At 48.1% G+C, this 25,106-nt stretch carries 19 protein-coding genes; 13 read left to right on the top strand and 6 right to left on the bottom strand.

Features of this window, described 5'->3' with window-relative positions; all coding sequences use genetic code 11:
- Positions 1-108: 108 nt before the first annotated feature.
- Positions 109-2,892 (bottom strand): DUF4012 domain-containing protein, encoded by a 2,784-nt coding sequence (locus tag AC27N8_RS20035; RefSeq protein WP_487069172.1) that lies wholly within the window; start codon positions 2,890-2,892, stop codon positions 109-111.
- Between the two features lie 487 nt (positions 2,893-3,379).
- Between AC27N8_RS20035 and AC27N8_RS20030 the strand changes: the two genes are divergently transcribed.
- A complete protein-coding gene (locus AC27N8_RS20030) occupies positions 3,380-3,910 on the top strand; it encodes a DUF2690 domain-containing protein (RefSeq protein ID WP_487069171.1) in 531 nt (176 codons plus the stop codon).
- Positions 3,911-4,048: 138 nt separating this feature from the next.
- On the opposite strand, the gene AC27N8_RS20025 is transcribed toward AC27N8_RS20030, so the two are convergent.
- The 3 genes from AC27N8_RS20025 to AC27N8_RS20015 all read right to left on the bottom strand — a co-directional run bounded on the left by AC27N8_RS20025 (position 4,049) and on the right by AC27N8_RS20015 (position 8,722).
- Positions 4,049-5,308: a TolB family protein gene (locus AC27N8_RS20025; protein ID WP_487069170.1), complete on the bottom strand. Its 1,260-nt coding sequence runs from the start codon at positions 5,306-5,308 to the stop codon at positions 4,049-4,051.
- Positions 5,309-5,372: 64 nt separating this feature from the next.
- Positions 5,373-6,620 carry a TolB family protein gene (locus AC27N8_RS20020; protein WP_487069169.1) on the bottom strand — a complete coding sequence of 416 codons (1,248 nt, stop codon included), beginning with the start codon at positions 6,618-6,620 and terminating at the stop codon, positions 5,373-5,375.
- Positions 6,621-6,703: 83 nt separating this feature from the next.
- Positions 6,704-8,722: an LCP family protein gene (locus AC27N8_RS20015; RefSeq protein WP_487069168.1), complete on the bottom strand. Its 2,019-nt coding sequence runs from the start codon at positions 8,720-8,722 to the stop codon at positions 6,704-6,706.
- 478 nt (positions 8,723-9,200) lie between these two features.
- Here AC27N8_RS20015 and AC27N8_RS20010 point away from each other — a divergent pair, with 478 nt between their 5' ends.
- A complete protein-coding gene (locus AC27N8_RS20010) occupies positions 9,201-10,382 on the top strand; it encodes a glycosyltransferase family 4 protein (protein ID WP_487069167.1) in 1,182 nt (393 codons plus the stop codon).
- 33 nt (positions 10,383-10,415) lie between these two features.
- Here the strand turns inward: AC27N8_RS20010 and AC27N8_RS20005 are convergent, their stop codons facing one another.
- Positions 10,416-10,961 (bottom strand): O-acetyl-ADP-ribose deacetylase, encoded by a 546-nt coding sequence (locus tag AC27N8_RS20005; protein ID WP_487069166.1) that lies wholly within the window; start codon positions 10,959-10,961, stop codon positions 10,416-10,418.
- A gap of 263 nt (positions 10,962-11,224) precedes the next feature.
- Positions 11,225-11,542 carry an HU family DNA-binding protein gene (locus AC27N8_RS20000; protein ID WP_487069165.1) on the bottom strand — a complete coding sequence of 106 codons (318 nt, stop codon included), beginning with the start codon at positions 11,540-11,542 and terminating at the stop codon, positions 11,225-11,227.
- Positions 11,543-12,709: 1,167 nt separating this feature from the next.
- Here AC27N8_RS20000 and mraZ point away from each other — a divergent pair.
- The 11 genes from mraZ (at position 12,710) to ftsA (ending at position 24,963) form a co-directional block, all read left to right on the top strand.
- On the top strand, positions 12,710-13,117 hold the full coding sequence (mraZ, locus tag AC27N8_RS19995; protein WP_487069164.1) for a division/cell wall cluster transcriptional repressor MraZ: 408 nt from the start codon (positions 12,710-12,712) through the stop codon (positions 13,115-13,117).
- A gap of 76 nt (positions 13,118-13,193) precedes the next feature.
- A complete protein-coding gene (gene rsmH / locus AC27N8_RS19990; RefSeq protein WP_487069163.1) occupies positions 13,194-14,195 on the top strand; it encodes a 16S rRNA (cytosine(1402)-N(4))-methyltransferase RsmH in 1,002 nt (333 codons plus the stop codon).
- A gap of 96 nt (positions 14,196-14,291) precedes the next feature.
- Complete coding sequence (locus AC27N8_RS19985) at positions 14,292-14,693, top strand: septum formation initiator family protein (protein WP_487069162.1); 402 nt, start codon at positions 14,292-14,294, stop codon at positions 14,691-14,693.
- Between the two features lie 48 nt (positions 14,694-14,741).
- Positions 14,742-16,493: a peptidoglycan D,D-transpeptidase FtsI family protein gene (locus AC27N8_RS19980; RefSeq protein WP_487069161.1), complete on the top strand. Its 1,752-nt coding sequence runs from the start codon at positions 14,742-14,744 to the stop codon at positions 16,491-16,493.
- Positions 16,494-16,608: 115 nt separating this feature from the next.
- The gene (locus AC27N8_RS19975) at positions 16,609-16,926 is read left to right on the top strand and encodes a hypothetical protein (protein ID WP_487069160.1); all 318 of its coding nucleotides are present in this window, start codon (positions 16,609-16,611) and stop codon (positions 16,924-16,926) included.
- A gap of 176 nt (positions 16,927-17,102) precedes the next feature.
- The gene (ftsW, locus tag AC27N8_RS19970) at positions 17,103-18,743 is read left to right on the top strand and encodes a putative lipid II flippase FtsW (RefSeq protein ID WP_487069159.1); all 1,641 of its coding nucleotides are present in this window, start codon (positions 17,103-17,105) and stop codon (positions 18,741-18,743) included.
- A 43-nt stretch (positions 18,744-18,786) separates the two neighbouring features.
- Entirely contained in the window at positions 18,787-19,950 is a 1,164-nt protein-coding gene (murG, locus tag AC27N8_RS19965) for an undecaprenyldiphospho-muramoylpentapeptide beta-N-acetylglucosaminyltransferase (RefSeq protein WP_487069158.1), read from the top strand.
- Positions 19,947-21,425 carry a UDP-N-acetylmuramate--L-alanine ligase gene (gene murC, locus AC27N8_RS19960; RefSeq protein ID WP_487069157.1) on the top strand — a complete coding sequence of 493 codons (1,479 nt, stop codon included), beginning with the start codon at positions 19,947-19,949 and terminating at the stop codon, positions 21,423-21,425. The genes murG and murC overlap by 4 nt, the downstream gene beginning before the upstream one ends.
- 10 nt (positions 21,426-21,435) lie before the next feature.
- Positions 21,436-22,455, top strand: coding sequence for a UDP-N-acetylmuramate dehydrogenase (murB, locus tag AC27N8_RS19955; RefSeq protein WP_487069156.1), 1,020 nt, complete (start codon positions 21,436-21,438; stop codon positions 22,453-22,455).
- Between the two features lies 1 nt (position 22,456).
- Positions 22,457-23,638: a cell division protein FtsQ/DivIB gene (locus AC27N8_RS19950; protein WP_487069155.1), complete on the top strand. Its 1,182-nt coding sequence runs from the start codon at positions 22,457-22,459 to the stop codon at positions 23,636-23,638.
- 89 nt (positions 23,639-23,727) lie between these two features.
- On the top strand, positions 23,728-24,963 hold the full coding sequence (ftsA, locus tag AC27N8_RS19945; protein ID WP_487069154.1) for a cell division protein FtsA: 1,236 nt from the start codon (positions 23,728-23,730) through the stop codon (positions 24,961-24,963).
- The last annotated feature ends 143 nt before the right edge of the window (positions 24,964-25,106 follow it).

The following is a 25,106-nucleotide window of genomic DNA, read 5'->3' as shown; positions in this document are numbered from 1 at the left end:
GTCCGGTTAAAATTGCGTTGTGATAACTGATTTTGTGCTTAAATATATTGAATTTGTATGCAGGAAAGAGCTCTTTCCTGCATACAAATTCGTGGCATAAAAGATAAGCTATTGTGTTCTTTGCAAAGAGCAACTTCCTCCCTGCTGTTTCAGGCTGAACATGGTGTCCTGACCGTCCATTATGCCAGAGTACGATGCGTTACCAGAAGTGCAGGCTGCCGATTTCACCGTCAGATCTACCTGTGGATTCACGCTGGCCTGAGGCTGAAACATCAAGCTATATCCGCTTTGACTCATCGCTGGTACGGTCCAGGAGAGCGTTACTATCATCTTACAATCTGGTGGAATAGTCACCCAGCCTCCGTACATAGCACGCCCAGGCTCATCACTGGTTTGGTTTGGGGGAGAGCCAATTTGATCCAGATAAGCATTTGTATCTCCCAGGCCTGGTATATAAGATGTTGGGTAATCAATTCCAACTGTGGCGGAAGAACAAACTAATGAACCATCTCCATAGACGTCCTGCTGGCAGATAGGGTAACCTTCAACTGCCAATCCACAATATGCTTGACCGAGTTGAGAGAAACCATGACCACTTATGAGTGTGCTGTTCTGTGGCACATAGATACGTACATAATCATGGTAGGTATTAATGCCATAGACATCGCCTTTTTTTTGGTAGTTCAGAACCATGGTCAATGCATGGGTCGCATTTCCTTGTTGATCTAGCGTCACAGTATCTTTAATAGAAGTTGTGACGTATTGTGATGCTTTACTGGCGCTCAGGTTCTCCTGTACCACATATACACCATCATAAGATGTTGAAGTATCGATGGACACCTTTGAGCCATATTTGGCAACTAAATTCTCAAGCTGTGGGTTATCTGCATAGACTTGAAGATCCTTTGTCTTCATGGCCTGGAGCATTTGAGCTCCCATGGGTACTAACTTCGTAATGGGGAGGTGCATAACGTCGCTCATCAGAATTTGAGTGACCCTTGAGGTAAAGGCTTTACGGGCCAGCTCAGCATCTTTTATATGCTCGGTGATTTGTTCTTTGTAAATTCCTTTATTATCCAATTGGTAGTAATGTAATTTGGCTTCAAGATTTTGCTCGGTAATCGTCTCGTTATATTCAGCGATTTTGATTGGGCCGATGACGTGTAAAATTTGTTTGATCAGCGCTGGCGTAAAAAGAATGACACCACTGAGCTTTGTGCCAAATTCACCCTGATAATAATCCATAATGATTTTAGCTGTTGTCGGAAAATCTGCGGAGACGGTGGCATCACGTACGCCAAAATTGGCAACCGGCCACCAGCTAGTAAAAGGAGGGGGAGCACTTTGGGTTGTGACTTTATCATACAATGATTGAATAAGCGGCCCAGAACCTCCTGGAAGCCCTAAATGATTTTCTTCGTACGCGCCAATATTCTTCATCTGGAGCTTGGCCATATGACCACCTGTGAAGGTCAACTCACCAAATTGTCCGGTGAAACCACCGGTGGAGCGCAACTCGGCGCTATCCATCGGCTCAAGCAGGAAGGTGCGCGGTTGATCGACCCCAATCAGCCAGCCCAGGGAGTTGCGCAGCTCAGGGCCTTGCGCCAGGAGTGTGTAGATGGTGGGGATCAGCGGCAATATTGATGCGATCATTGTCCGCTGGCTGGCGCTGATTGGCAGACCATCGAGTGATAAACCTTGCGTATGGTCACTCATGTCCTGGATGGTTGGCAGAAGGTCAGTTAAATCCTGATTGAAGGCTGCGAATGCTTCCTCTGTGAGGTAAGGCTTGGGATGTGCAGTATCTTTATCGGCGGCACTGGCCTTCAGAGTTTTTACCATCGAAGGCGATTGTTCAATGGCGGTGGCGATCAGTTTTTCGCCCATGACGGTTGCATCTACCGCGATGTGTCCCAGCGAGCGAGCTGCATTAATCTGGGATGGTGCTAATGAGCTGGCTATGCCAATTGAGCTGTCATTGTCAAGTTCGTCGCTCAGCGAAGCGAAGTCGCCATGCGCGGCAGTGATTTCGACCTGAGCCTGCTGTAGTTTGGTGGCATCAAAGTATTTTGAGAAATCTCCGCTATCGCCGCCTTTGAAAATGGTTTGGGCGGCTTGAATATGAGCCATGCCGCTTTTCACTTGATTGTACAGGATAATGCCATTGATTACTTCAAAGATACCAAGGAAGGATGGAATTAAGATAGCAATCACCAGAACAATCGAAAGAATTTTTCCTCGCTTTGAGAGTCGCTCATAACGGTTGCGTAGACGAGAAATCAATCTCCTCTTTTTGGCCTGGGGAGATGGACCAACCTGAGGTGGCGCAAATGGAGACTGGGCCAGGTTCTTGGTGATTTTTGGGTTGAGTGATTGTGGAGGGAAATTGTTCCCAATAGTAGCTGCCCCCCAATTCTGTCCAGGCCCGGCGGCTGGAGACTGCGGAGGGTAGTTTGCTCCCATGCCAGTTGCTCCCCAACTCTGATGAGATCCAGCGGCTGGCTGCTGTGGAGGGAATGTTGCTCCTATTGTTGCCGGCCCCCAGTTCTGATGAGGTCCAGCCGGGGGTTGCTGTGGAGGGAATGTCGCTCCTGGAGCCTGCCCATTGTCCCACGAAGATGGCTGTTGCATCTGGTTGGGATTCCACGATGGATTTTGCTGTCCATTCGGTGGTGGATAGGATGATGGTGCCGCTGTATATGACGGGCTAACCGCTGGCGCACCCGGATAAAGTGTGCCAGTGGGTCGATAGTTAGTTGTTCCTGCCCCTGCATCAGGAGGGTTGACTCCGATGGGTTGCTGTCCTTGAAAAGATGGGCCAGGATGCTGTGATGGCTGACCAGGTGGATAGGGTGGACGGAAAATGTTTTTGCCCGGTGGTTCAGACATTAAAGCCTCCAGATAGATTTTGAATTCAAAAATGTAAAACACAAAAGTGTTTGTTGATTATATTCGTTGAAAATAGTTTTTGGCCATACATTATTATGTGTCGCATTGGCGCTTGTAATAGTATCGTCTTTAGTATTTATGTCTTGATCTGGCTATTTATACTACCCCCATTTAGGATCACATGACAACAAGAACAATCGCGCAAAGATTTGGCGGCTTTTGGCATCTCACCAACTGAACCAGAAAAGAGCGCATCCGTCCACCCAGAGACAAGACTAATTCGCATGTATCTTCTTCTCACGTTGACTTTTCTCTCTTTATGCTTCTTTGTCTTTTCTTAATACATCGATATTGAGAGGATACACTTTAGATATTATCAAAATTGATATGAATCACTTAGCCTTTCTACTCCATTAAACATTGCTAAGCGTAAAATTTTGTTGTATATTAATATAGGTAAGTGTATCAATACAAGTTAAGGAGTATAATGAAAAGTATTTTTCATCCAATGCGCATCTTGCTATTAGCTTTAATATGTTGTTGCGCCTTATTCTTTTCCATCAGTAATGCATTTGTTCATGCAGATGGAATTACTAATCCAACAATAACAAGTTTTAAATCCTCTCCTGCTAGTGAAACGTTGCATGTACTCCAGCCCAATTTAACTGGTAACCAACTGAATGGCCTGGATCCTGCTAGTTCTGGCTGCTGGGATTCTTCTGCCTATGTGGTAGTTTCAACTACATATGCTTCCGAACTTTTACTTGCCATTTGGTACTCACCCAATTGTGGAACCAATTGGGCTGATCTTCAAAGTATTAATGGGGCCAAGCTATCTAACTTATGGACACATATAATAAGAAATAGCGGACCTGATGGTGGAGTAGTAATAGAAGAAAATTCAGTATCTACCTCAACAAGGGCCTGGTCATTTATGGTCTATGCTCCTAACGAGATCACTAGTGCTGAAGGGTATGCTAATGGTTCTGTCAATCCAGTAATCAAAGTTACCCAATAAAAGAATCAAGTCTTAGATCTTCATTGTATTTGGTCCTTTCTGCCTGGTTGTTTCCACCCTTTCTTTTTCTATCGGCTTGTCTGTGTCTTTACGGCACATTCTAATAGCAGAAGAAAAGTGTTAAGCATTAATTTTGTATTAATCGGTCCAGACAGGACGTGAGTCAGTGTCAAGATTGCCTTTGGCCTGTGTGAGTTGGACGCTGCTATCTTTCTTAATACTATAAGTTCCTGCCTTTGAGTCTTTGACCATCGTGGTGAGCCAGAGGTCAAAGTTTGTGCTGGTATAGCTGTAGTAAGCAATCTGAGTACCATCCGGTGACCAGACTGGCTGGCTCAGATACTGGCCGCTGAGCAGCTTGCTGGATTTACTATAATTGGATAGTCCTGCACTGGCGCTCGTCGTTGTATCGTTGGTGACGTCATTGGCAACGGGCATGGTATATAAGCTCATGCTGGTGGCGTTCTCCCGACGTGCGTAGATGACGGTATTGCCATCAGGAGAGAAGCTGGGTTCCAGGTTGGATAGCTTCTCTGTGCCTGGGGTAAGCGCAACTCCTGGATTACTTTCGGTCGTATCTTCTCCTGGATGATATTCGAGTATATTGCCTGCCTGTATGGCGTTGTTAATCGTGTTTACATTGATCATTTGAAGTTGCGTATTTAAGTCAGTATTATTACTGCTGACTGTGTACGCATAGTTAGTATAAATGACCTCATCGCTATGTCCAGGGCGGTAGCCAGGATCACGTAAGCCACCAGCACCTATCGATGAGAATGCAACAGGCTGCGCCGCAGCTATTTTGTGCTGCGTTGTAAGCCTATCCTGGATGGATGTCAGATAGAGCTGCATATCCAGGATGGGAGCCGCGTACTGCCCCACCGCATTGTATGCTTGCGGATCATTCAACCAGTAGTCTTTTTGATTATCACCTAAAAAGATAAGATGCTCATTATCAGGTGCCCATGCGGGCTGCTCAAACCAGTGATAGGTTGATGTGGCACCGGCGTTGTTGGTTACAAAGGCTCCTTGCCCTGATGCAATGATGGTTGGTGTTCCTCCAGTGGCAGGCATGTAGGCAAGATCAGAATAATCAGTATGATGAATATCAAAGGCGATCAACTTGCCATTGGGCGAGACCGCAGGATCGCGTACATCCAGTCCAGTTGTTAACTGCTTAGGATGTTCCGGGTCGCTGCCGTTAAGGACATAAAGATTGCGGTTGAGGGTAAAATAAATCTTTCCTTTAAAGAGTGATGTTGTATTGATTTCTACATCACCATTTTTGCCCTTAATTACACTTTTATAATTTGTATCGCTACTGCCTAAACAACTTTGCAGTGTAAAAGAGAGCACTGCAAGTATGAGTAACAGAGTCCATTCTTTATGTTTATTCATCCGTTTTTATTGACCTTATATAAAATTCGAAGCATCGAGACGCTCCTATCCCTCATTGTATCTCTTATGGGACCCAAAAGGGATGAGAGTCGGCATCCAGGCTACCATTGGCTTGGGTGAGTTGGGTAGCGCTGTCTTTTTTGATGCTATAGGCTCCGGTCTTGGGATCTTTAACGAGCGTGGCGAGCCAGAGGTCGAAGGTTGTGCCCGTATAGCTATAGTAGGCGATCTGTGTGCCATCGGGCGACCAGACTGGCTGGCTCAGATATTGACCGGTGAGCAGTTTGCTGGATTGGCTATAGTTGGATAGTCCTTTGCTGGCGTTGTTGGTTGGATCGCTGGTGACGCCATCGACGACGGGCATGGTATATAAACTCATGCTGGTGGCATTCACGCGGCGCGTATAGATAATCATGTTGCCATCGGGAGAGAAACTGGCATCTAGATTGGATAGGTTTGATGTGCCTGGCGTAATGGCGACGCTTGGATTGGCAGCTGCTCCATAGACTTCAGGATGATATTCATAGAGGTTGCCAGCCTGAAGAGCGTTTTCAATCACTGTATCATCGATCAGATTGAGTTGCGCGTTCACGTCGGTAAAGTTACTGGAGGCGGTATATGCGTAGCTGGTATAGATCACCTCGTTTTTATGTCCAGGCCGATAGCTGGGATCGCGTAAGCCACCGGCACCAATGGCTGTATAAGCTACCGGCACCGCATCTGCGATTTTTTCCTGCGTATTTAAACGATCATTGATCGACATTTTGAAGAGCTGTAAATCTAGAATGAAGGAATTATAGCCTCCAACCAGCAGCGGAGCCCAAAAAGCTTTTTGATTGTCGCCTAAAAAGAGAATATGTTCGCTATCGGCATTCCAGGTTGGTTCTTCAAACCAGTGATAGGTGCTGGTGGCTCCAGTAGCGGTGAGACTAAATGATCCGTTGCCGTCCGCAATGATGGTTGGCTTACCTCCACTGGCGGGTATATAGGCAAGATCTGAATAATTACTATGGTAGATAGCAAAAACAATCCACTTACCATTGGGCGAGACTGCTGGATCGCGTACATCTAGTCCGGAGGTAAGTTGCTTCGGATTCGTTGTGTCTTTGCCATCAATGACGTAGAGGTTACGATCGAGGGTAAAATAGATCTTACCCTTAAAGAGGGACGTGGTCGTATTGACCTTTACATCGCCATGCTTGCCTTTAGTGACACTTTTATAGGGCGTGGCTGTACTACCCAGACAACTTTGCAATGTGAGCGAAAGAAGTGCCAGTAAAAGCCAGAGCTTCCATTGTTTTTGTCTCTTCATGTTATTTTACAGATCTTGCGAATAGTGAGATACGATGATTGCCATCCCTGGGGAAATCGTTTTAAACTATACAATGCGCGAAGCTATCCTTGCATCGCGTCGAATGATCCAGACGCTGTAAGGAGCATCAGGTTCAATACATTATCGAAATTAGCACTACTTCCGACCATGCTTTGTGTTTCTGATACCACACTGGCTGCTGTCGAGGAAGTTGCCCTATTTGCCTGCTCAGAAGCAGTCGATGCCTCCGCTGGAGCCGTCTGAGCTTTTGCTACAGCGGTGCCCGTCTGTGGCGCAACGGATGAATATTGAGGCTGGCAGGTTCCGGTTGTACCAAACATTTTCAGGATTTCAGCGTTGATAGCTTCACAGATTGGAAGCACATTTGTGTTATTGCCGGTTGCGGGCGTCGAGTAGTTATTGGTGAATGAGACATGATCGACTTTGTTGATATCAACCGTTTTAGCCACTGTTGCAAATTGCGATAATTCGCTCAGGGTCAGATCAGTAAACATGTACCCATCGAGGTCATTGATAATGGAAGTCATCTTGGAAATGATATCGTCGCTTTGGGTGAGCTTGACCTTAATTTGAGCCAGAACTTGTTGCTGCCGATCAGTGCGCCCAAAGTCACCACCCAGATCTGCGTGACGCGTGCGCACGTAGGTCAACGCTTCAGCTCCCGTTAAGTGTTGTGGACCTGGTGCAATATCTATACGTGTATACCCATACGTTCCCCCACCTTTAGCATCATCGGGATAATCATCGTCAAACATGGGATGAGCCACATCAATGTCTACTCCACCAATGTCATCAACGACCTTTGTGAAGCCTTGTAGACCTACCCAGGCGTAATGATCGATGTGGATACCATAGTTTTGCTGGATAACATCTTCCATATGCCCGGCCGCCGCCGCTGCTTTATCTTTATTTGTTTGTCCCACCCATGCATGCTCAAAAGCCTCATCGAGTTTTTCATTCGCATAGCCGGTGGTTGAATCCGTCACCTGCATATCACGTGGAATGGAGAGCATGCCTACATATTTAGTCGCAGGATCTATTGTAATAATCATCACGGTCTGAGCGAGTGGCTGTCCTGTTGTAGGATCGTTACCTCCCTGATTGGGGTATTTGCCATCGGTATCGCTACCAAGCAGCATAATATTGGTGCGTGCGGTCAGAGGGTCAACGGAAGTATTCTGAATGACCTGAGATTTACCATCGACCTTGTGCGTGGCGCTATTGCCAGTAATATCTGCGACCGATTTTCCAATCGTAAATTCGTAATAGGCAAAGGCGCTTCCTCCCGTGACGACCAGAAAGGCAACTGCCGCAATTACTATGCGTGCCCAGATGGGAATCCTCTTGATATTGATGCGTGGTATGCGTCGCCACGGTTTTAGTCCCGGTGGCGGAGCTTGATGAAGGCTGGCATTGCCTGGAGGATTAGTGTAACCGAGCTGACCAGTGCCATAACGATATCCATCAGGTGGCTTCTGATTCCCAGGAGGTACAGCTCCCGGATATACTCCCAATTGGCTCAGGTCTCGTGTAATGCGAGTACCAGGCTTATATGGTGTCCGGGCTGGTCCAGGGCCAGGATGGCCGTAGTTGCTGACGGGATTTGCTCCCTGATAGCCGTAGTTACTCGTTGGAGGCGGTGCCAGGTTGGGATTGTTGTACGTTCCTGATGGGTAAGCTTCTCCCCTATTTTGTGGCCTCATCTGCTGATATGGTGATTGGTTTGAGGGAGCCGGTTGGTGTAGCTGCGGTGCATGATTGGCTGGTGTGGAGAAAGAATTGGCTGCAGGTGCTTGTGGCATGGATGGTTGCACTGATGCAAGACGTGGCATGCGGCGATGGCTGAGCGGGTCAATCTCGGTCTCCTCCGCGGGATTTTTGACGAGATTGCTCCGTTTTCGGGCAGGCTCCGGCGGCGCTAGCTGTCCCGTTTTCCACTTGGCTAGAAGTCCACTCTTGGCGGGAGCTGGCAAAATATTTGCTTCCTCTCCAATGCCCGGCAGAGGATTTTTTTCATTATAGAGTTGTCCTGTGGCGTTCCCTTCTGGACCACTTGATCCATCTTGAGAAGGCTTATGCATAAATTGATTTTTCACCTGCTGCACCCGTTCCCTTCTTCACTGAATATATAATCTTTGCTACTGGAGCCTATATCTTCTCCTTTTTTATATCCCCACCACATTTACGACATCAGGAGCCTTTTTTATTTTTACTTATAATGTGATATCTTCACATGAAAAGACGCAATACTACATCATTGTAACGAATAGTTGAGTAAATCTTCACTGTAAGATTAATTATCTCTCCTATCCCTTAGGACTATTGGTTTGTGTATTTACGTATTCCTATTTAACAACTCTTTATCCCTGGTTTTACAGAACCGTAAACATGCCTTAATTGTCCTCTAAATAGAACGTGATATGTTTAAAGCGGGGCACAATGATCACCCGTTTGGCTGAGAAAATCCCTGTGGATGAGGAAATGCTCCCCTAATTGGTCAACGTATTTGAAATGATTATTGGTATACGAAGTGATTATTGGTATACAAGGTGATCCAGGATGGAGAATCCAATGCGTGTTGCCATCATTACAGAGAACTTTTTGCCGAAGCTGGACGGCGTCACACGAACCGTATCACGTTTGCTTGAACATTTACATCTGCAAGGACATCAAGCGCTGCTCTTAGGGCCTGAAAGTGGTATGGAAGAATATGCTGGGGCTGAAGTCATTGGCACAGCGGGACTCCCATTTCCTTTTTATCCAGAGTTGAAATTTAACTTTTTCCGACCGCTCTTTTTGCGCCGCTTGATTGAGTTTCGTCCTGATATCGTCCACGTTGTCGATCCTGTGATTCTGGGCGCAACAGGATTAGCCGCTGCTCGTTTTTTGAATATTCCGATAGTTTCATCTTACCATACAAACCTCGCCGCCTATTGTGGACACTTTGGATTTTCTTTGCTGACACAGCCGATGTGGCTCTATAACCGCTTTGTACATAATCAATGTGCCCTGACCTTCTGTCCTTCGGCCTCAACGGCATCTATGCTAGAGATGCAAGGCTTTGAGCACGTACGTATCTGGTCTCGTGGAGTGGATAACACATTATTCCAGCCAGAGCGTCGAAGCGCCGCCTTACGAGCCTCCTGGCTACGTGGACAGGATAGTGCTGAGGATAAAGTCATCCTTTTGTATGTAGGACGCATCTCATGGGAAAAAAATCTGCGCTTATTAATGCAAGCGTATCGTCACATGGATCATACTCGTTGCCATCTGGTGATTGTGGGACAGGGACCGGCCTATGCTGAAGTTGAGCAAGAATTGAATCAGGTACCAGTCACCTTTACCGGCTACCTGAGCGGAGAGGATCTGGCGACGGCTTATGCCTCGGCAGATATCTTCGCCTTTCCGTCGTATACTGAAACATTTGGACAGGTCGTACTGGAAGCTATGGCCTCTGGTTTACCTGTGGTGGGAGTCCAATCGGAAGGTGTCTGTGATCTGGTGCAGCATGAGCGCACAGGATTGTTGCTTGCAGCGGAACATCTCTCAGACGATGAGCAGGTTTCAGGTTATCGTAGCTACCTTGAGCAGTTAGTTTTCAATCCGGAAGAGCGTCTCATCATGAGCGCATTGGCGTTTTCAGAAGCTTTGCCGCATACATGGTACGAAGCGATGGAGCGTCTGGTGCAAGGATACCGCGATGTTCTGGCTCTCCCACTTACTGTCCAGGCAAACAACTAAGTATGTATTCCTGAAGTGTCGCTGATTGGACCCTTATTTGTTCTCGATCTGGATGAGTTTTTGTAACGCTTTTTGATAGGCCTCGTTGGTGCGCTTGTCAAAGAGTACAAAGAGTATTCTTTGCAAACTACCTGGCTTGCGCATGTATGTGAGCATCGTCTCCAGAGCTAACGGCGCGGCTAGATGGACAGGATAGCCATAGGCTCCTGTACTGATGGAGGGGAAGGCAATACTTTGTAGGCGATGCTGATCGGCTAACTCAAGGCATTTCTGATAGGTGCTGACAAGTAACCGTGCATCATCGCTGCGCTGGCGATAAACGGGACCGACGGCGTGGAAGATATAACGGGCCGATAGCTTGCCAGCTGTTGTAGCGACGGCGCTGCCAGTCGGACAGCCACCAATCTTGCGGCACTCTTCCATGATGGTAGGTCCAGCGGCTCGATGAATCGCTCCATCGACGCCTCCACCACCGGCTAAACCCGCATTAGCTGCATTTACAATAGCGCCGACTTCTACATCGACGATATTGCCGTGATAGAATGCGAGCGTCACATTATTGTTTGTATATGAGGACATACTTTTTCCATCTTTTATAGAAAACCAGAAGAATAAAATATATCGACACAGAGATCTGCTTACGCACAACTCTTCCGGAGAAAAGCAGGCCAGCGTGAGGGGTGCCATAGCCCTTTGAGCCTTGACGGCAACGGGTTGTTCCATGTTGCCTGAGCAGCCTGGAAAGAATCCTTGAACGCCAATCTCTGATGTTCAATCATGCTCGGTGTCAGACGCTTAATGGGCTATGCAATAATGGCAGTGAGAATTATTAGTACAACTTACTATTTTTTGATCACAGCTTCGGAGAGTTCTTTGCCTGGGAAGAAGCGGACACGCTCTTTGGCTGGTACTTCGATTGGTTGGCGGTCGCGTGGATTTACCCCCTTGCGTGCTGCGCTCTGGCGTACTTTGAAAGAGCCAAAGCCTACGAGACGAACCTCGTCGCCCTCTTGCAACGCTTCGCGGATTGCTGTGAGAGTGGCTTCTAACACCTCAGACGCCTGTTTTTGAGAAAGCTTTGCCTGTTTAGCAATACGCTTGGAAAGCTCTTGTCGACCAACGGTTTGTGTGGCTGCCTGTTCAGACTTATCTTCGGCCATAGGAATTATTTCCTCCTTGCAACTATCAACACACGTCGCCTGTTTGCCCAATAGCACTTTGCCGGGCTTGTAGAGCGGCGTTACAACCTCACTGCCGATTAGGAGTATAGCACGCGATTTTAAGAAATACAAGCTTCGCACTCCCAATCAAAAAAAAGGATTTATAGTGAACCCGCTTCCCAGGCCACTCTACGTCTTGATTCCAAATTAAAAAATAGCCTCTGAAGCCATCTCTACATAAGGTTGTTCTATGCTAGAATATGGTGCGATTTTAGTTAGCACCTTCAGGTATACAGCTATTCTAGTAGGACAAAAATTGAGGAGGATAAAACCTCTTTTCAGGCCCACGTAGTTGGAACGATGTAATATAGAATGCCTGCTTGTGTTTTTGTTGAAGAAGTTGTCTTACGAGCCGCAAATATGCTAAATGATCCCCCTTTTCACACATTGCTATATAGTGATGATCTTCCGCTTGTGCCCTTGTTTGACATGGTTCACGCGTTGCTCAATTGCGATTGAGTTGTTCCATTACCAGTGCATAGATAATTTATGGCAGAGGTCATGGTTACTGCTCAACGATCTCTGTAATTTTTATGGAATGCTGCTTGAATGCTTCTTGTTACATAAGTAAGATAATATATGGAAGGCAAGAGAAAATTTTTATCAAATAAAAGAGGAAATTTGCTAAGATATCAGAACGATTATCCAGCGAATACAGAGAATTTGAAAGTTTTGTGAGATGGTTTTTGATGCTCTTGAACTTTTAAAAGCCCTTATCGTATTGGGAGATAATTGAGACAAGTGTGATGCCAGGAGTCTATGGTCCTATTGCTCTTCCTTGCTAAACTGATGATAATTTGTCCGTTGACGAAATCAAAAGCGCGAAAATTGCATGTATACGTAAGTCATGCATCTTTTTTTAGCTCTCTAAGTGCACAAAAAAAAGTTATCCACAAGTTATCCACTGTTCTCACAAAAATTGGTCGGAAAGACTCTTTTCCCTTAGGCCTAAGAAGTGTTACAATGAAGTGGGGGAAAGTGGGGAATTTTGGGGAGATAATTGTATAGGGTGATGATCGGGATGTATGTCTGAATGAAGCAAAGGTTTTAATGATTTCACTGGAGACGTTCGCGTAACTCGTAGTGAGAAAGTATGGATGCTAATCTATGTTTCTTGGCGAATATGAGCACACAATCGATGCAAAGGGCCGTATGGCTGTTCCGGCAAAGTTCCGCACTCAGATGGATCGTGGAGCGGTTGTCAGTAAAGGCATGGGAACCTGCCTTTCGATCTATACGGTAGAGCACTGGGAACAGCGATCAAATGAATTGGTTGCTGGTATGTCGAGTGATGATTTGCGCGATTTTGAGCGCCGTATTTATCCGAGTGCGAGCGAAATTGAATTAGATGCGCAGGGTCGTATGGTTATTCCTGCTAAATTACGAGCATATGCAAATTTAAAAAATGAAGTCACTGTGGCAGGCGTGCGTGATCATATTGAAATCTGGGATCGCGCAGCGTGGCAGGCCTATCAGGAGCAGCTCGATACCGCGGGAAGCAACATTCCTTTTTAGCTGTAACTCTTAGCCGTAACAAATTTAGCTGTAAAAAAATATATCGTTGACTATCTAGAATTTATATCTGGTGACAATGGAACAATCACAACATGTGTCGGTAATGCTTGATGAGGTGTTAGAGTATCTTCAACCAGTCTCTGGTGGGCTCTACATCGATGGGACGTTAGGTGGTGGAGGCCATACAGCAGCCATTTTGGAGCGCTCGGCTCCTGATGGGAAGGTGCTGGGGATCGATACCGATCACCAGGCCCTGGCACGTGTGGGTACACAATTGGCTGAGTTTGTCGCCAATGGTCGTCTTACTCTGGCTCATGGCAACTTTGCTAACCTGTCTCAAATTGTAGCACAGACAGGTTTTGGGGCCGCACGAGGCGTCGAGGGAGTGCTGTTAGATCTAGGATTTTCATCGGATCAGATGGACAATCCTACGCGCGGTTTCTCTTTTAGCGCCGATGGTCCTCTTGATATGCGTCTTGATCAAGCTCTGCCAACAACCGCTGAAGATCTGGTCAATGAAGCGAGTGAGCATGAATTGGCTGATATCTTCTGGCTATACGGCGAAGAGTCGCGTTCCAGGCAGATTGCGCGTCGTATTGTACGGACTCGAGAACAGCATGCCATTACCCGTACATCGCAACTGGCCACATTAATCGCTGCCGGAGTACCACGGAAACAAGGAGCCATTCATCCTGCAACACGCTCGTTTCAAGCGCTACGTATCGCCGTTAATCATGAATTAGAGCATTTAGAAACGGTCCTGCCACAAATTTTAGACCTGCTTGCTCCTACTGATGGAAGTACAGCGGAGAGCATTGAGGGGCAGGAAGCGAGAACAGGCAGAATGGTGATCATCTCTTTCCATTCGTTGGAAGATCGCATTGTGAAAGAGTTTATACGGCGTGAGGCAAAAGATTGTATCTGTCCTCCCCGTCTTCCAATCTGTGTTTGTGGACACAAGGCGCGGCTACGCAACCTGACAGGGAAGCCTATCCCGTCGAGTGAAGCAGAAATAGTACGCAATCCTCGCGCTCGTAGTGCCAAGCTGCGAGCTGCTGAACTGATAATCAATTCGTAGTGCGTCACACGTAGAGGAGGAGCGCTGAGGTGCTTTCCTTGAGGCTGAGAAGTCTGAAGGCGAGATCTGAAGAACCCTCTCGAAGGAATGCAATCGATGTATGGCCTGACAAAGCGTGATAATGACGTTCAGCGTAACAAAGCGGAAGTACAAAAGGCTGCTGCTGCCAGACGTATTCGGCAACGACCTTTTTTCTTTCACATGGGGCCAGTTGCTCTATCAATTACAAGTGTCCTGCTCATAGGCTTGATGGCGATCCTGTATCTTGGTCAGGTAGGTCAGGCGGCAGTTGCCAATCAGCAACTTCAAGAAATTCGTACTGAGCAAACGACCTTGCAACGTGAGAATCAAGATTTATCTCAGACAATAGCCATAGAGCAATCCCCGGATTATATTGCTGCTCAGGCAAAGAAGGCCGGCCTGGTACCTGAAAATCCAGGCGATGTGAAGATTCTGCAAATTCCTGGCTTACAACCTGTCACTGGACACGGGAAATAAGCTGAAGATCTGAGCAGTTAGAACGATACCTGAATGAGGAGACTGTAGATGGGTACAGAGCTACGCCGTGCACGAAATCGACAAATGATCATCTTTTTGTTGGTTTGTACAGGCATGGTCGTTTTATCTAGTCGGCTCTACTACTGGCAAATCATGGATGGCTCCGTTCTGGCAAAGGCCGCAAACGCTGAACATACAGAAAATGAGACCTTGAGTGCGCCCAGAGGCCGTATCTATGATACGACTGGTGCGCTACTGGCTACCGATATTGTGCGCGACGATGTCTATGTCGAGCCATCTCAGATCGTCACAGATTATCCTGACGGCTATCAAGCTGAGCGTGGCCTGGTGGTACAAAAGTTGCACAAAGTCCTGAGCAATGTCTCGATTACTACATTGCAGAACGCTTTAAATTCTGCTCTGCCAACGGTGCGCGTTGCCGTCTCGATTACTCCGGAGCAAAGTCAGCAGTTACAAAAACTATCTGTGCCCTACACTTTTCTGCAACAGCGTACCTGGCGTACCTATCCAAGCAATGATCTGGCCGCTCAAATTCTGGGATATGTCCAGGAAAACGAGAGTGGTACTCCACCGCAAGGCGAGTATGGTATTGAGGGTATGTATAATACGCTGCTGGCCGGGAAGGCTGGCAATGTGACCGCTGAGACGGATCTTAACGGTAATCCATTAACGGTGGGTGCTAGCTCCCAGCAGGATGTGGTGAAAGGTGCTGATATCACTCTCACCATTGATAGCACGATGCAATATGATGTCCAAAACGCGCTGGCACAACGTGTCAACCAAATGGGGGCAGAAAGTGGAACAGCCATAGTGCTGAATGCTCGGACCGGAGCCGTGGTAGCCATGGCCGGGTATCCATCATTTAATTCTAATAATTATGGAGACTATGCATCAGACACTGGCTGCCGAGGTCAATTGGAAGTCTACTTCAACCCCGCTGTCTATTGTGCTTATGAGCCTGGTTCGACGATGAAAGTTGTAACCATGGCTGCCGCTCTGGACCAGAACCTGATTAAGCCAACTGATACTATCGATGATACGGGCGTGTTGAACTTTAAGGATGGTACTCCTCCCGTTTATAACTGGGAGAAACTGGGTTACGGTACGGAGACGATGACACAAGTGCTGGAGCATTCAGCCAATGTGGGAGCTGCCTGGGTCGCCATGCAGAAATTGGGAACGAAGGGTTTTTATCCTTATGTGCAGAGTTTCGGATTTGGAAAACTTACCAATGTGCTCAAACCCGAGAGTGCTGGTTCATATCGCAGCCCCACTTCCACTGGTTGGTCTCCGAGCGATCTGGCTCGCCAGTCCTTTGGTCAGAGTATTCTGGTGACTCCTTTACAGATAGCACAGGCATATCAAGCTATCGCCAATGGAGGCACGATGATGCAGCCATATCTGGTTTCGTCAATCAATAATAATGGACACGTGACAACGACAAAACCGCAGGTCAAGCGTCAGATTATTCGAGCCAGCACCGCGAAAACTCTGACAGGGATGTTGGAAAGTGTGGCAGGAGCGGAAAAAATTTCGGTGCCCAACTATAGTATCGCGATTAAGACCGGAACGGCAACGATTCAGGGTCAGCCGGATACCAATACCGATGCTTCTGTGGTGGGATATATACCGGCTTCTGACCCACAATTTGTGGTGTTAGTAAAGCTAGATCATCCGCTTGTTTCCATCTTTGGCGGGACTGCAGCAGGCCCCCTGTGGGAAACAATCGCCCAACAATTAATGTGGCACTACAATGTTCCACCGGATAAAGCGAATTAGCTGGAACGCCGGAGAACAGATTATTGTCAAAATTGTAGTGAGTGACATCTTAGGTAAGCAAGATAATTATCATGGTGGCTATGGTTGATGACGTGGTGTGATGAGAAGGTGTGATATGAAAGAAAAAGAAAAAAGAACCCAGAAGAACCCAAAAGTACCATCCACTCAATATGATGAATTGAGCACAATCTGGCAGGAATTATTAGGACATCGTCCTTCTTTAGCTGCACAAGAGAGTTCTGATGCGAATAATCAGGCAGAACTAACAGAAGATAGTATCCCCACGCTCGAAAGTGATCCGTGGAGTACGTTATTACATGCGAAAGGCGTTGAGAACCTGCCTGAAGCACGCCTACAAATCAGTCCTCAAGAAATGGAACAGATGCTCCAGATCATGCAGGAGCAATCTGCTCAACGTGATGAAGAGGACTGATTGTCTCAACTATATTCGTTTAGTGACCTTACCTGTAGATACAGTGTACTAGAAAAAATGTTCTATGTCAAGGGTCTCTAATGTCGTTGACATCAGGCAGCCTGAATGGAAACTTTTCCTGCTGGTAATCTGAACGGCCGACAGGTTATGGATTAGAAATAGAGAATAGAAGGTTCATGCCACAAGATAAGCTCGATCGCAATAGAAAAGCTGAAGAGAAATGGGTGAGAGATGCGCGTCGTAACAAAGATTTGACGCCACCCACCTTTCATTCTCCTATGCTTGATTCGATGCCACAGCGGAGCCAACTACAGCCTAAGAGACCGGCCAGGCGTTCACCTGCGCGAAGAGAGGTCAAGCAGCCCATACGGCGCGAAAAGGTGAGTTATGCCGCTGAAGAGACGTTCGCAGAGCCCTCTGTGATGCAGAAGAATTTCCCGCGCATGAAGAATCCTGCGTTTCTGGATGTACATCCCGAAGTTCTTCCAGCACAGCCCGAGGCACCGAGCAGTCCAGAGATTATCTTAAGGAGACCGTCAGAGCGCCTTGTTTTGCCAAGACGTACAGCCGACCTGCGCAATGGACCCAAACGTCCCAGCGTCCCTCTTCAGGTGATTAGCGAGGAAGAACAAAAGAAGCTCGAGTCCTTAGAAATGGTGCTACCGCGTGTGGCCGGCAAGCCTGATCCATTATTGCTGATTGTTGTGCTGATCCTTTTGTGCATCGGACTTGTGATGGTCTATAGCGCAAGCTCATTTACGGCGGCACGTTACTATGGTGATGCATCGTACTTCTTTCAAAAGCAGTTACTCGGAGCTACGCTCGGCGTTGTGTTGATGCTGGTCATGATGAGGATTGACTATCGACTCTGGCGTCGCTTCTCTTTACTGGGTTTAGCGATTGGGCTACCATTGCTGGCGCTCGTGCTGATAGTCGGCACGAGTGCATATGGAGCTTCGCGCTGGCTGGTTGTAGGATCTTTTATATCATTTCAGCCTAGTGAGTTGATCAAATTAGTCCTGGCATTATATATTGCTGATTGGCTGGCGCGTAAAGGCAATCAAGTCGCCACTTTCTGGTATGGCCTGGCTCCTTTTATCTTGCTGGTAGGACTGGTTATTGGTCTGGTATTACTGCAAAAAGATATGGGAACCGCGAGCGTGATCGCGATTTTGACGACGGCGATGTTTTTCACCGCTGGAGCCAATATTCTGCAATTTCTGCCTGCGTTGGGATGCGGTTTTTTAATCTTTTTGTCCCAGGCTTTTAGCGGATATCGCTATTATCGCTTGATTGGCTTTCTTGATCCGTTCAAATACACAACCGATATTAATTTACAGCTCTATCAATCGTTGCTGGCTTTGGGATCTGGAGGATGGTTGGGGGTGGGACTTGGAGCGAGTCGTCAGAAGACTGGTTATCTACCGTTACCCTATATTGACTCAATCTTCGCAATCATTGGCGAAGAGTGGGGCTATATTGGCTGTATGATGATCATGATCTTATTTATGGTGCTTGCTTTTCGTGGTTTTCGCCTGGCTCGTCGGACGCAGGATGTTTATGGTGCTCTGCTGGCAACAGGTATCACAACCTGGATTATCGTGCAGGCAATGATAAACATTGGCGCGACGACAGGCACAATCCCATATACAGGAGTCCCGCTACCTTTTATCAGTTATGGAGGAACTTCGTTAGTCATCACGCTGGCGGGCATTGGCGTGTTATTGAATATCTCGCGCTATATTCAAAAGCCTGAGAATCCAACACTCTCACGGCAGACTATTACAAAAAGGTTAAAAAGGAAAGTAGCGGAGTAAAGTATGATCTTACATGTTTTCTTTACTTCGATGGAATAAAATTATGCGAGTTCTTATCTCTGGCGGTGGCACTGGTGGACATATTTATCCGGCTCTGGCCGTCGCCGCACAATTACGTACAACATATGATGCCGATATTCTCTACCTGGGTAGCGATGATGGCCTGGAGACGCAATTGGTTCCTGCGGCTGGTTTCCGCCTGGCAACGATTAAAGCGGGTAAGCTTCGGCGCTATATCTCTTTGAAAACGGTGAAGGGTATTGCTCGTGTTCCGATGGGAATGGCACAAGCTATAGGTATTGTGCGCGAATTCCATCCAGACGTCTCGTTTACTAGTGGGGGCTATGTTGCCGTTCCAGCCGGCCTGGCCTCGAAAATAAATGGTGTCCCTCTCTTGCTGCACCAGCAGGATGTCCCGCCCAATCTATCTAATAAATTGATTGCCCCGCTAGCGACACGTATTTCAGTCGCTTTTGAGGCTTCTCAGAAATATTTCTCTGCTGAGAAAACCTTATTACTAGGAAATCCCATTCGGCAGGAGATCCTGAACGTGCGCAAAGTGAGTATCCAGCAGGCGCGTAGCAATCTCAATTTAGATCCTGAACTGCCATTGATCCTGGTAACAGGAGGGAGTCAGGGAGCACGTTACTTAAATCAAGTTGTCGTCCGCGCCTTGCCGGAGCTCTTGAAGACCTGCCAGGTTCTGCAGATCAGTGGTCAAAACCTGTTCGACGAGACACGCTCACTGGCGGACAACACGACGGCTGAACTGGATACGATGCTCAAGCAACGCTATCATCTGGTACCTTATCTCTCTGATGAGATGCCGATGGCTTTGCAGGCCGCTTCTCTGGTGGTCTGTCGTGCGGGTGCCGCTACGTTGAGCGAGCTGGCTGTCCTGGGCAAGCCCAGTCTACTGGTGCCATTGCCTCCATCGCTAGGTATTTCGCCGCAGGAGATCAATGCTGATACGTTTCATGATGGCAAGGCGGCTGAGGTGATTCGTAACGATGCATTGACTCCGGAAGTTTTGATTATTCGCGTGCAGCGTATGCTAAACTCAGCTAGATTGCTTGAGATGACTCAGGCTCTCAAGGAATTTGCCAGGCCGACTGCGACGCGAGATATTGTCGAGGTGGTGGCGAAGTTGGCTCGCACGAAGCCAGTAGATATAGCTGAACCTGAACATAAGGGGATAAACGCTTGAAGAAGTCACGCTTGCATTTTATGGGGATTGGAGGCCAGGGCATCTCCTCTGTCGCACAGATGGCGCATGTGACGGGAGAGGCGATCGTCACGGGTTGCGATCAGCGGGAGTCGGCTACTGTACGCGCTCTGCGTGAGGCGGGGATTGGCATACAGCTTGGCCATAGCGTTGAGCATCTGCATGATGTCGATACGCTCGTGATTAGCCCTGCTGTTCCAGCACTGGATCCTCATAATCCCGAGCTGCTGGCTGCTCGTGAGCGTGGTCTACGCGTGGTCAACTGGCAAGAAATTTTAGGCGAGTTGATGCAACAGAAATGTGTCCTCTCCGTGAGCGGGGTTCATGGCAAAGGCACAACGACGGCGATGCTCTCGCTGATGCTGGTAGATGCCGGACTCGATCCAACCTGCGAAATTGGTGCGGTTGTGCCACGTTTCGGAGCCAACTATCGTCTCGGAGCGAGTTCCTATTTTGTCAACGAGGCGGATGAATTTAATCATAATTTCTGGCATTATCATCCACGCCTGGTGATTGTCACCTCGATTGAATATGAGCATCCCGAGTTCTTTGCCGATTATGAAGCTTTCTTACATGCTTTCGAGCACTTTATTCGCGGCATGGATCTGCAAGGTAGCTGGCCGCTGGAGCCTACGGTGATTATGAATGCCGATAGTCCTGGCTGCTGGGATCTCCGTGCACGCCTGGAGGATTGGCCCGGACGCTTTGTGACGTATTCCGCTTCAGGGGCATCTACTCTTGAACATGGGTCGGCTACATTTGAAGCGTACGATGTTACTCTGGATGGTGCGACAAGTTTTCGCGTCCGTACCCAGACTGGTAGCGCCATTTCCGCCGATCAGCTTTTTCAAATGCCTCTACCAGGAGTCTATAACATTGAAAATGCGCTGGCGGCTCTGTCTGCGGCTCATCTGCTGGGGATAGATGCATCGACAATTGCGCAGACGCTAAGCGACTTTCATGGCACTAAGAGACGTTTTGAAATTCGTCATGTAGGTCCCTTGCAGGTGGGCGAGCGTGTGCTGGATGTGACACTGGTAGATGATTATGCACATCATCCGACGGCGATTGCGGCGACTTTGGAAGCTTCGCGTCGTCGGTATCCTGGCCAGCGTATCGTTGCTGTTTATCAACCGCATATGTATAGTCGCACGCAGACCTTTTTGTCACAGTTCTTACATGCGTTTGATGCAGCAGATATCGTCATTATAGTAGATATCTTCCCTGCTCGTGAACGCGATACAGGACTGGTTCATGCACGCGACGTCGTGGATGGGCTGGCTCAACAGCCAACGTTTGCCCAGGGCAGAGCCCAGGTATTGTACGGTGGCAGTATCGCCGCGACAACTGAAGTCTTGACTGGTCTCCTGCGTTCGGGTGATCTTGCTATTATTATGGGTGCCGGGGACAATTACGTCATTACTGAAACATTACTCAAAAATGCACAACAGGTCTAAGGGAAATATTATGACATTTGATGCTGAGATTGCCTATAATGAACTCTCTGCCCACTTTGGCGCACGGGTGCGCCGGAATGAGCCATTAGCGCGTCACTGCACCTTTGGTGTTGGTGGACCCGCCGATGTATGGGTCTCAGTCGATACATGTGACGACCTCGTAGGCCTGGTCACGATATGCTCGGAGCAACGCTGGCCTTTACTGATTACTGGTAATGGCACCAATGTCCTTTACGCTGATGCTGGCGTGCGAGGAGTGGTAGCACGTGTCGCTATCAATGCCTACACGCTGGAGGATAAGGGCGATGGGACTGCTTTTCTGACGACAGGTGCCGGTATCAGTTGGCCGCGTATTATCAATGAAATTGCTCCTGATGGTTGGGGCGGGTTGGAGTTTGGACCTGGGATACCAGGGACGTTGGGAGGCGGGGTGGTCAGCAATGCAGGTGTGCATGGACATGATCTGGGGCAGGTGCTGGCATGGGTGGATATTGTTGATGCGCGTCAATCAGAAGAATATATCCAGGCTCCAACCGTGAAACGCTATCAGCACGATGAGTTGGAGTTGAGCTATAGACACAGCCGTTTTCGAGCTCAGCGGCGTGTCCAGTTTGATGAAGATGGAGATCCTATTGCGGCACCGCGTAAGTTGATTGAGCCAGCGGAGATCGTGATGCAGTTGGGCATTCGCCTCCAGCGAAATGATCCGCAGCAGTTACGCAGCACGATCGATGAGCACAAGCAATATCGTAAACGGACACAACCGCCGCAACAGAGTGCGGGCTCTGTCTTTAAAAATCCGCCAGAAGATTTCTCGGGACGGCTGATTGAAGCTGTGGGGTTGAAAGGGAGACGGATAGGGGGGGCACAGATTTCGGAGCGTCATGCCAATTTTATTGTCAATGTAGGTGGAGCACGCGCAGCTGATGTTGCCGCTCTGATTAAAGAAGCCCACCAGAGTGTGTATGAGCGCTTTGGGGTGGACCTGGAATTGGAGCTCGAGCTACGCGGGGAGTGGAAGGTATCATGACATGACAGAGAGGAACAAACTACCGGAACAGCCAGCAACTCGTAGCTATAATCATTTGAAAAAGGTTTACGATCCACGTAGGGATGCGTCCGTCAGGGGAGCTCAGCGCTATGATTATGGAGCGATGGCTCCGCAATCTCTGCAACGCGCCGTGATGGTGCCAGATGAGGACCCTTCGATCGCATGGCAGACATTTGATCGTCGTCAGAAGCAGTTGCGACATGTACGAGCGCGTCAGCGCCCACCAGCCAAGATGGTCTCTCGCACATTTGTACAGACAGGCGTGCGAGCTTCAAGTGGACGTATCCAGGCAGCTCGCCGACCGTTGCCCTACAAATCGTCGATCCCACAGCGCAGTGGGCGCAGACGTCTACGACGTGGTTTTTTCTGGAAACTACTTTCATTCTTTGCGGTCGTTATCTGCGCAATTGCTCTGACGAACTTTCTATTAACGGGTCCTATGTTTCGCGTGCAGCAGGTGGATGTGGTAGGAACGAAGAACGCTGCTTTACTGCAAAGCATCAACCAGATGCATGTCAAGGGGCAGAACATCTTCCTTCTCAACACAGGAAGCGTACAAGCACGTATCAAAGCGTCTCCACTGGTCGAATCGGTCGTCTTGAGTAAGGAATTTCCCGATCAATTGATCATTACGATTGCGGAGCGTAAACCGGTCGCTCTCTGGCAGACCGCGCAAGGGACGTTTAGCGTCGATGCGCATGGCGTTGTGATTGCGACCGCGAGTAACACGCCAGAAGCGGCAAGTTTAGGCACCGTCGTTGATATGACACAGCAGAGTGAGCAAGGGCAAAATCTCCCAAAGACTGAGCCTTTGCTCCATCCTGGAACGTATCTAAATAATATAGATGCATCTTTTGCTAATCAGGTTTGGCAACAAGTACCGAAAGTGGTCGGCATTAGTACCTTCGGTCTGTATTACGATGGTACAATGTATGCTAGTACCATCAGTCAAACAGGGGGGAGCGTGGATAGTAGGGGATCTTATATTATTGAGAGTCCTGCTGGTTGGAAGGCATATTTAGGAGGAGCGCAGGACCCCAATCCGCTAGAGAATCGTCTCAAAGAATTGAAGGCCATTTTGCAGCTTGCCAACCTGAAGCAACAAAATATAGCCACTATTGATTTACGTTATGGTCTACGACCAGTTTATACATTAAAATAGTAAGATTGTGAATGGATCTATCAAACACCTTGTAACTTCTGTATTTGTAGTGTGTCTCAAAAGTGTACCGCCCAATAGGAGCGTGGATCGTGCAAGAGCGGGTGATAGTTGGAATCGACGTCGGAACAACAAAAATCTGTGTCCTGGTCGGCGAACTGGATCGTGACGGGAAGCTGAATATTGTTGGCGTTGGCACCTGCCCTTCACAGGGGTTGCGCCGTGGCGTGGTGGTGAATATTGAAGAGACCGTCACTTCAATTGCAGCGGCGCTAGATCGTGCTGAACGCTTATCTGGTAAGAAAATTACCTCGGCCTATGTCGGCATTGCTGGTAGTCATATTTCATCGGAGAATAGCAAGGGCTTCGTTGCCATCTCGCCGAAGAATCGGGATATCGAGCAAAATGACATCAGTCGTGCCTTCGAAGTGGCTCGTGCGATTGCCATACCGGCAAATCGCGAACTAATTCATGTCATTCCGCGTGGCTATGTGGTCGATGGACAAGAGGGTATTAAGAATCCGATTGGCATGTCTGGTTTTCGCCTCGAAGTAGAGGCACACATCATTACGGGTTCAGTCTCCTCGATGCATAATCTGATCAAATGCGTCCAAAAGGCGCATGTGGATATTGAAGATCTCGTGCTGGAGCCATTGGCCTCCGGCGATGCGGTGTTAGAGGAAGGAGAGACTGATCTCGGGGTGGCCCTGGTGGATATCGGTGGTGGTACTACTGATGTCGCGGTGTATACCGATGGGGCTATCTGGCATACAATCGTACTGCCGGTAGGCGGCAACCTGATTACCAGCGATATCGCTATTGGCTTACGTTTGCCAGTAGGAGTGGCCGAAGAGCTCAAAATTACTTATGGGCACTGTGATCCGTCAACTATAGATGATGATGATATGATTGACCTGGAACAGTTTATCCCGGATTGTAATGACCTTGTTCCACGTAAGCTCTTATCTGAAATTATCCAGGCCCGTGTTGAAGAGATCTTCTGCATGGTCCACGAAGAGATCAAAAAATCTGGCTATGATGGATTATTGCCCGCTGGCATCGTGATTACAGGAGGGACAGCCGAGCTACCAGGTATTTTAGAGTTGGCTGGACAGATCCTCGATTCACCAGCGCGTATCGGCTCTCCGCTGGGCTTACACGGCCTGGCGGATGCCATTAACAGACCGGCTTATTCGACAGCTGTCGGTTTGCTGCTGTGGGGCTTGAGTAATACTTCGCTCCTGGTGGACGAACCAGAACCGGGTGACGATGAGGACGAAAATATTGTCTCTCGGTTTGGCCGCTGGCTAAAAGCATTTATTCCTTAAGCGCAGGGGCTCATGTATAGGAGGATACCCGAGTCGAAGGTGAAAAGCGGCGAGATAACAAAACGTAACTCATTCGTTGTACACATAAGGTGTGTCCATCTATGCATGAGAAACTCGAAAGGGGGCCACGAAGAAAATGTTAC

It is taken from the genome of Dictyobacter sp. Z7_2, assembly GCF_057551105.1.
The sequence above is the reverse complement of the archived record's forward strand: the minus strand, read 5'-3'. Positions and strand labels throughout refer to the sequence as shown.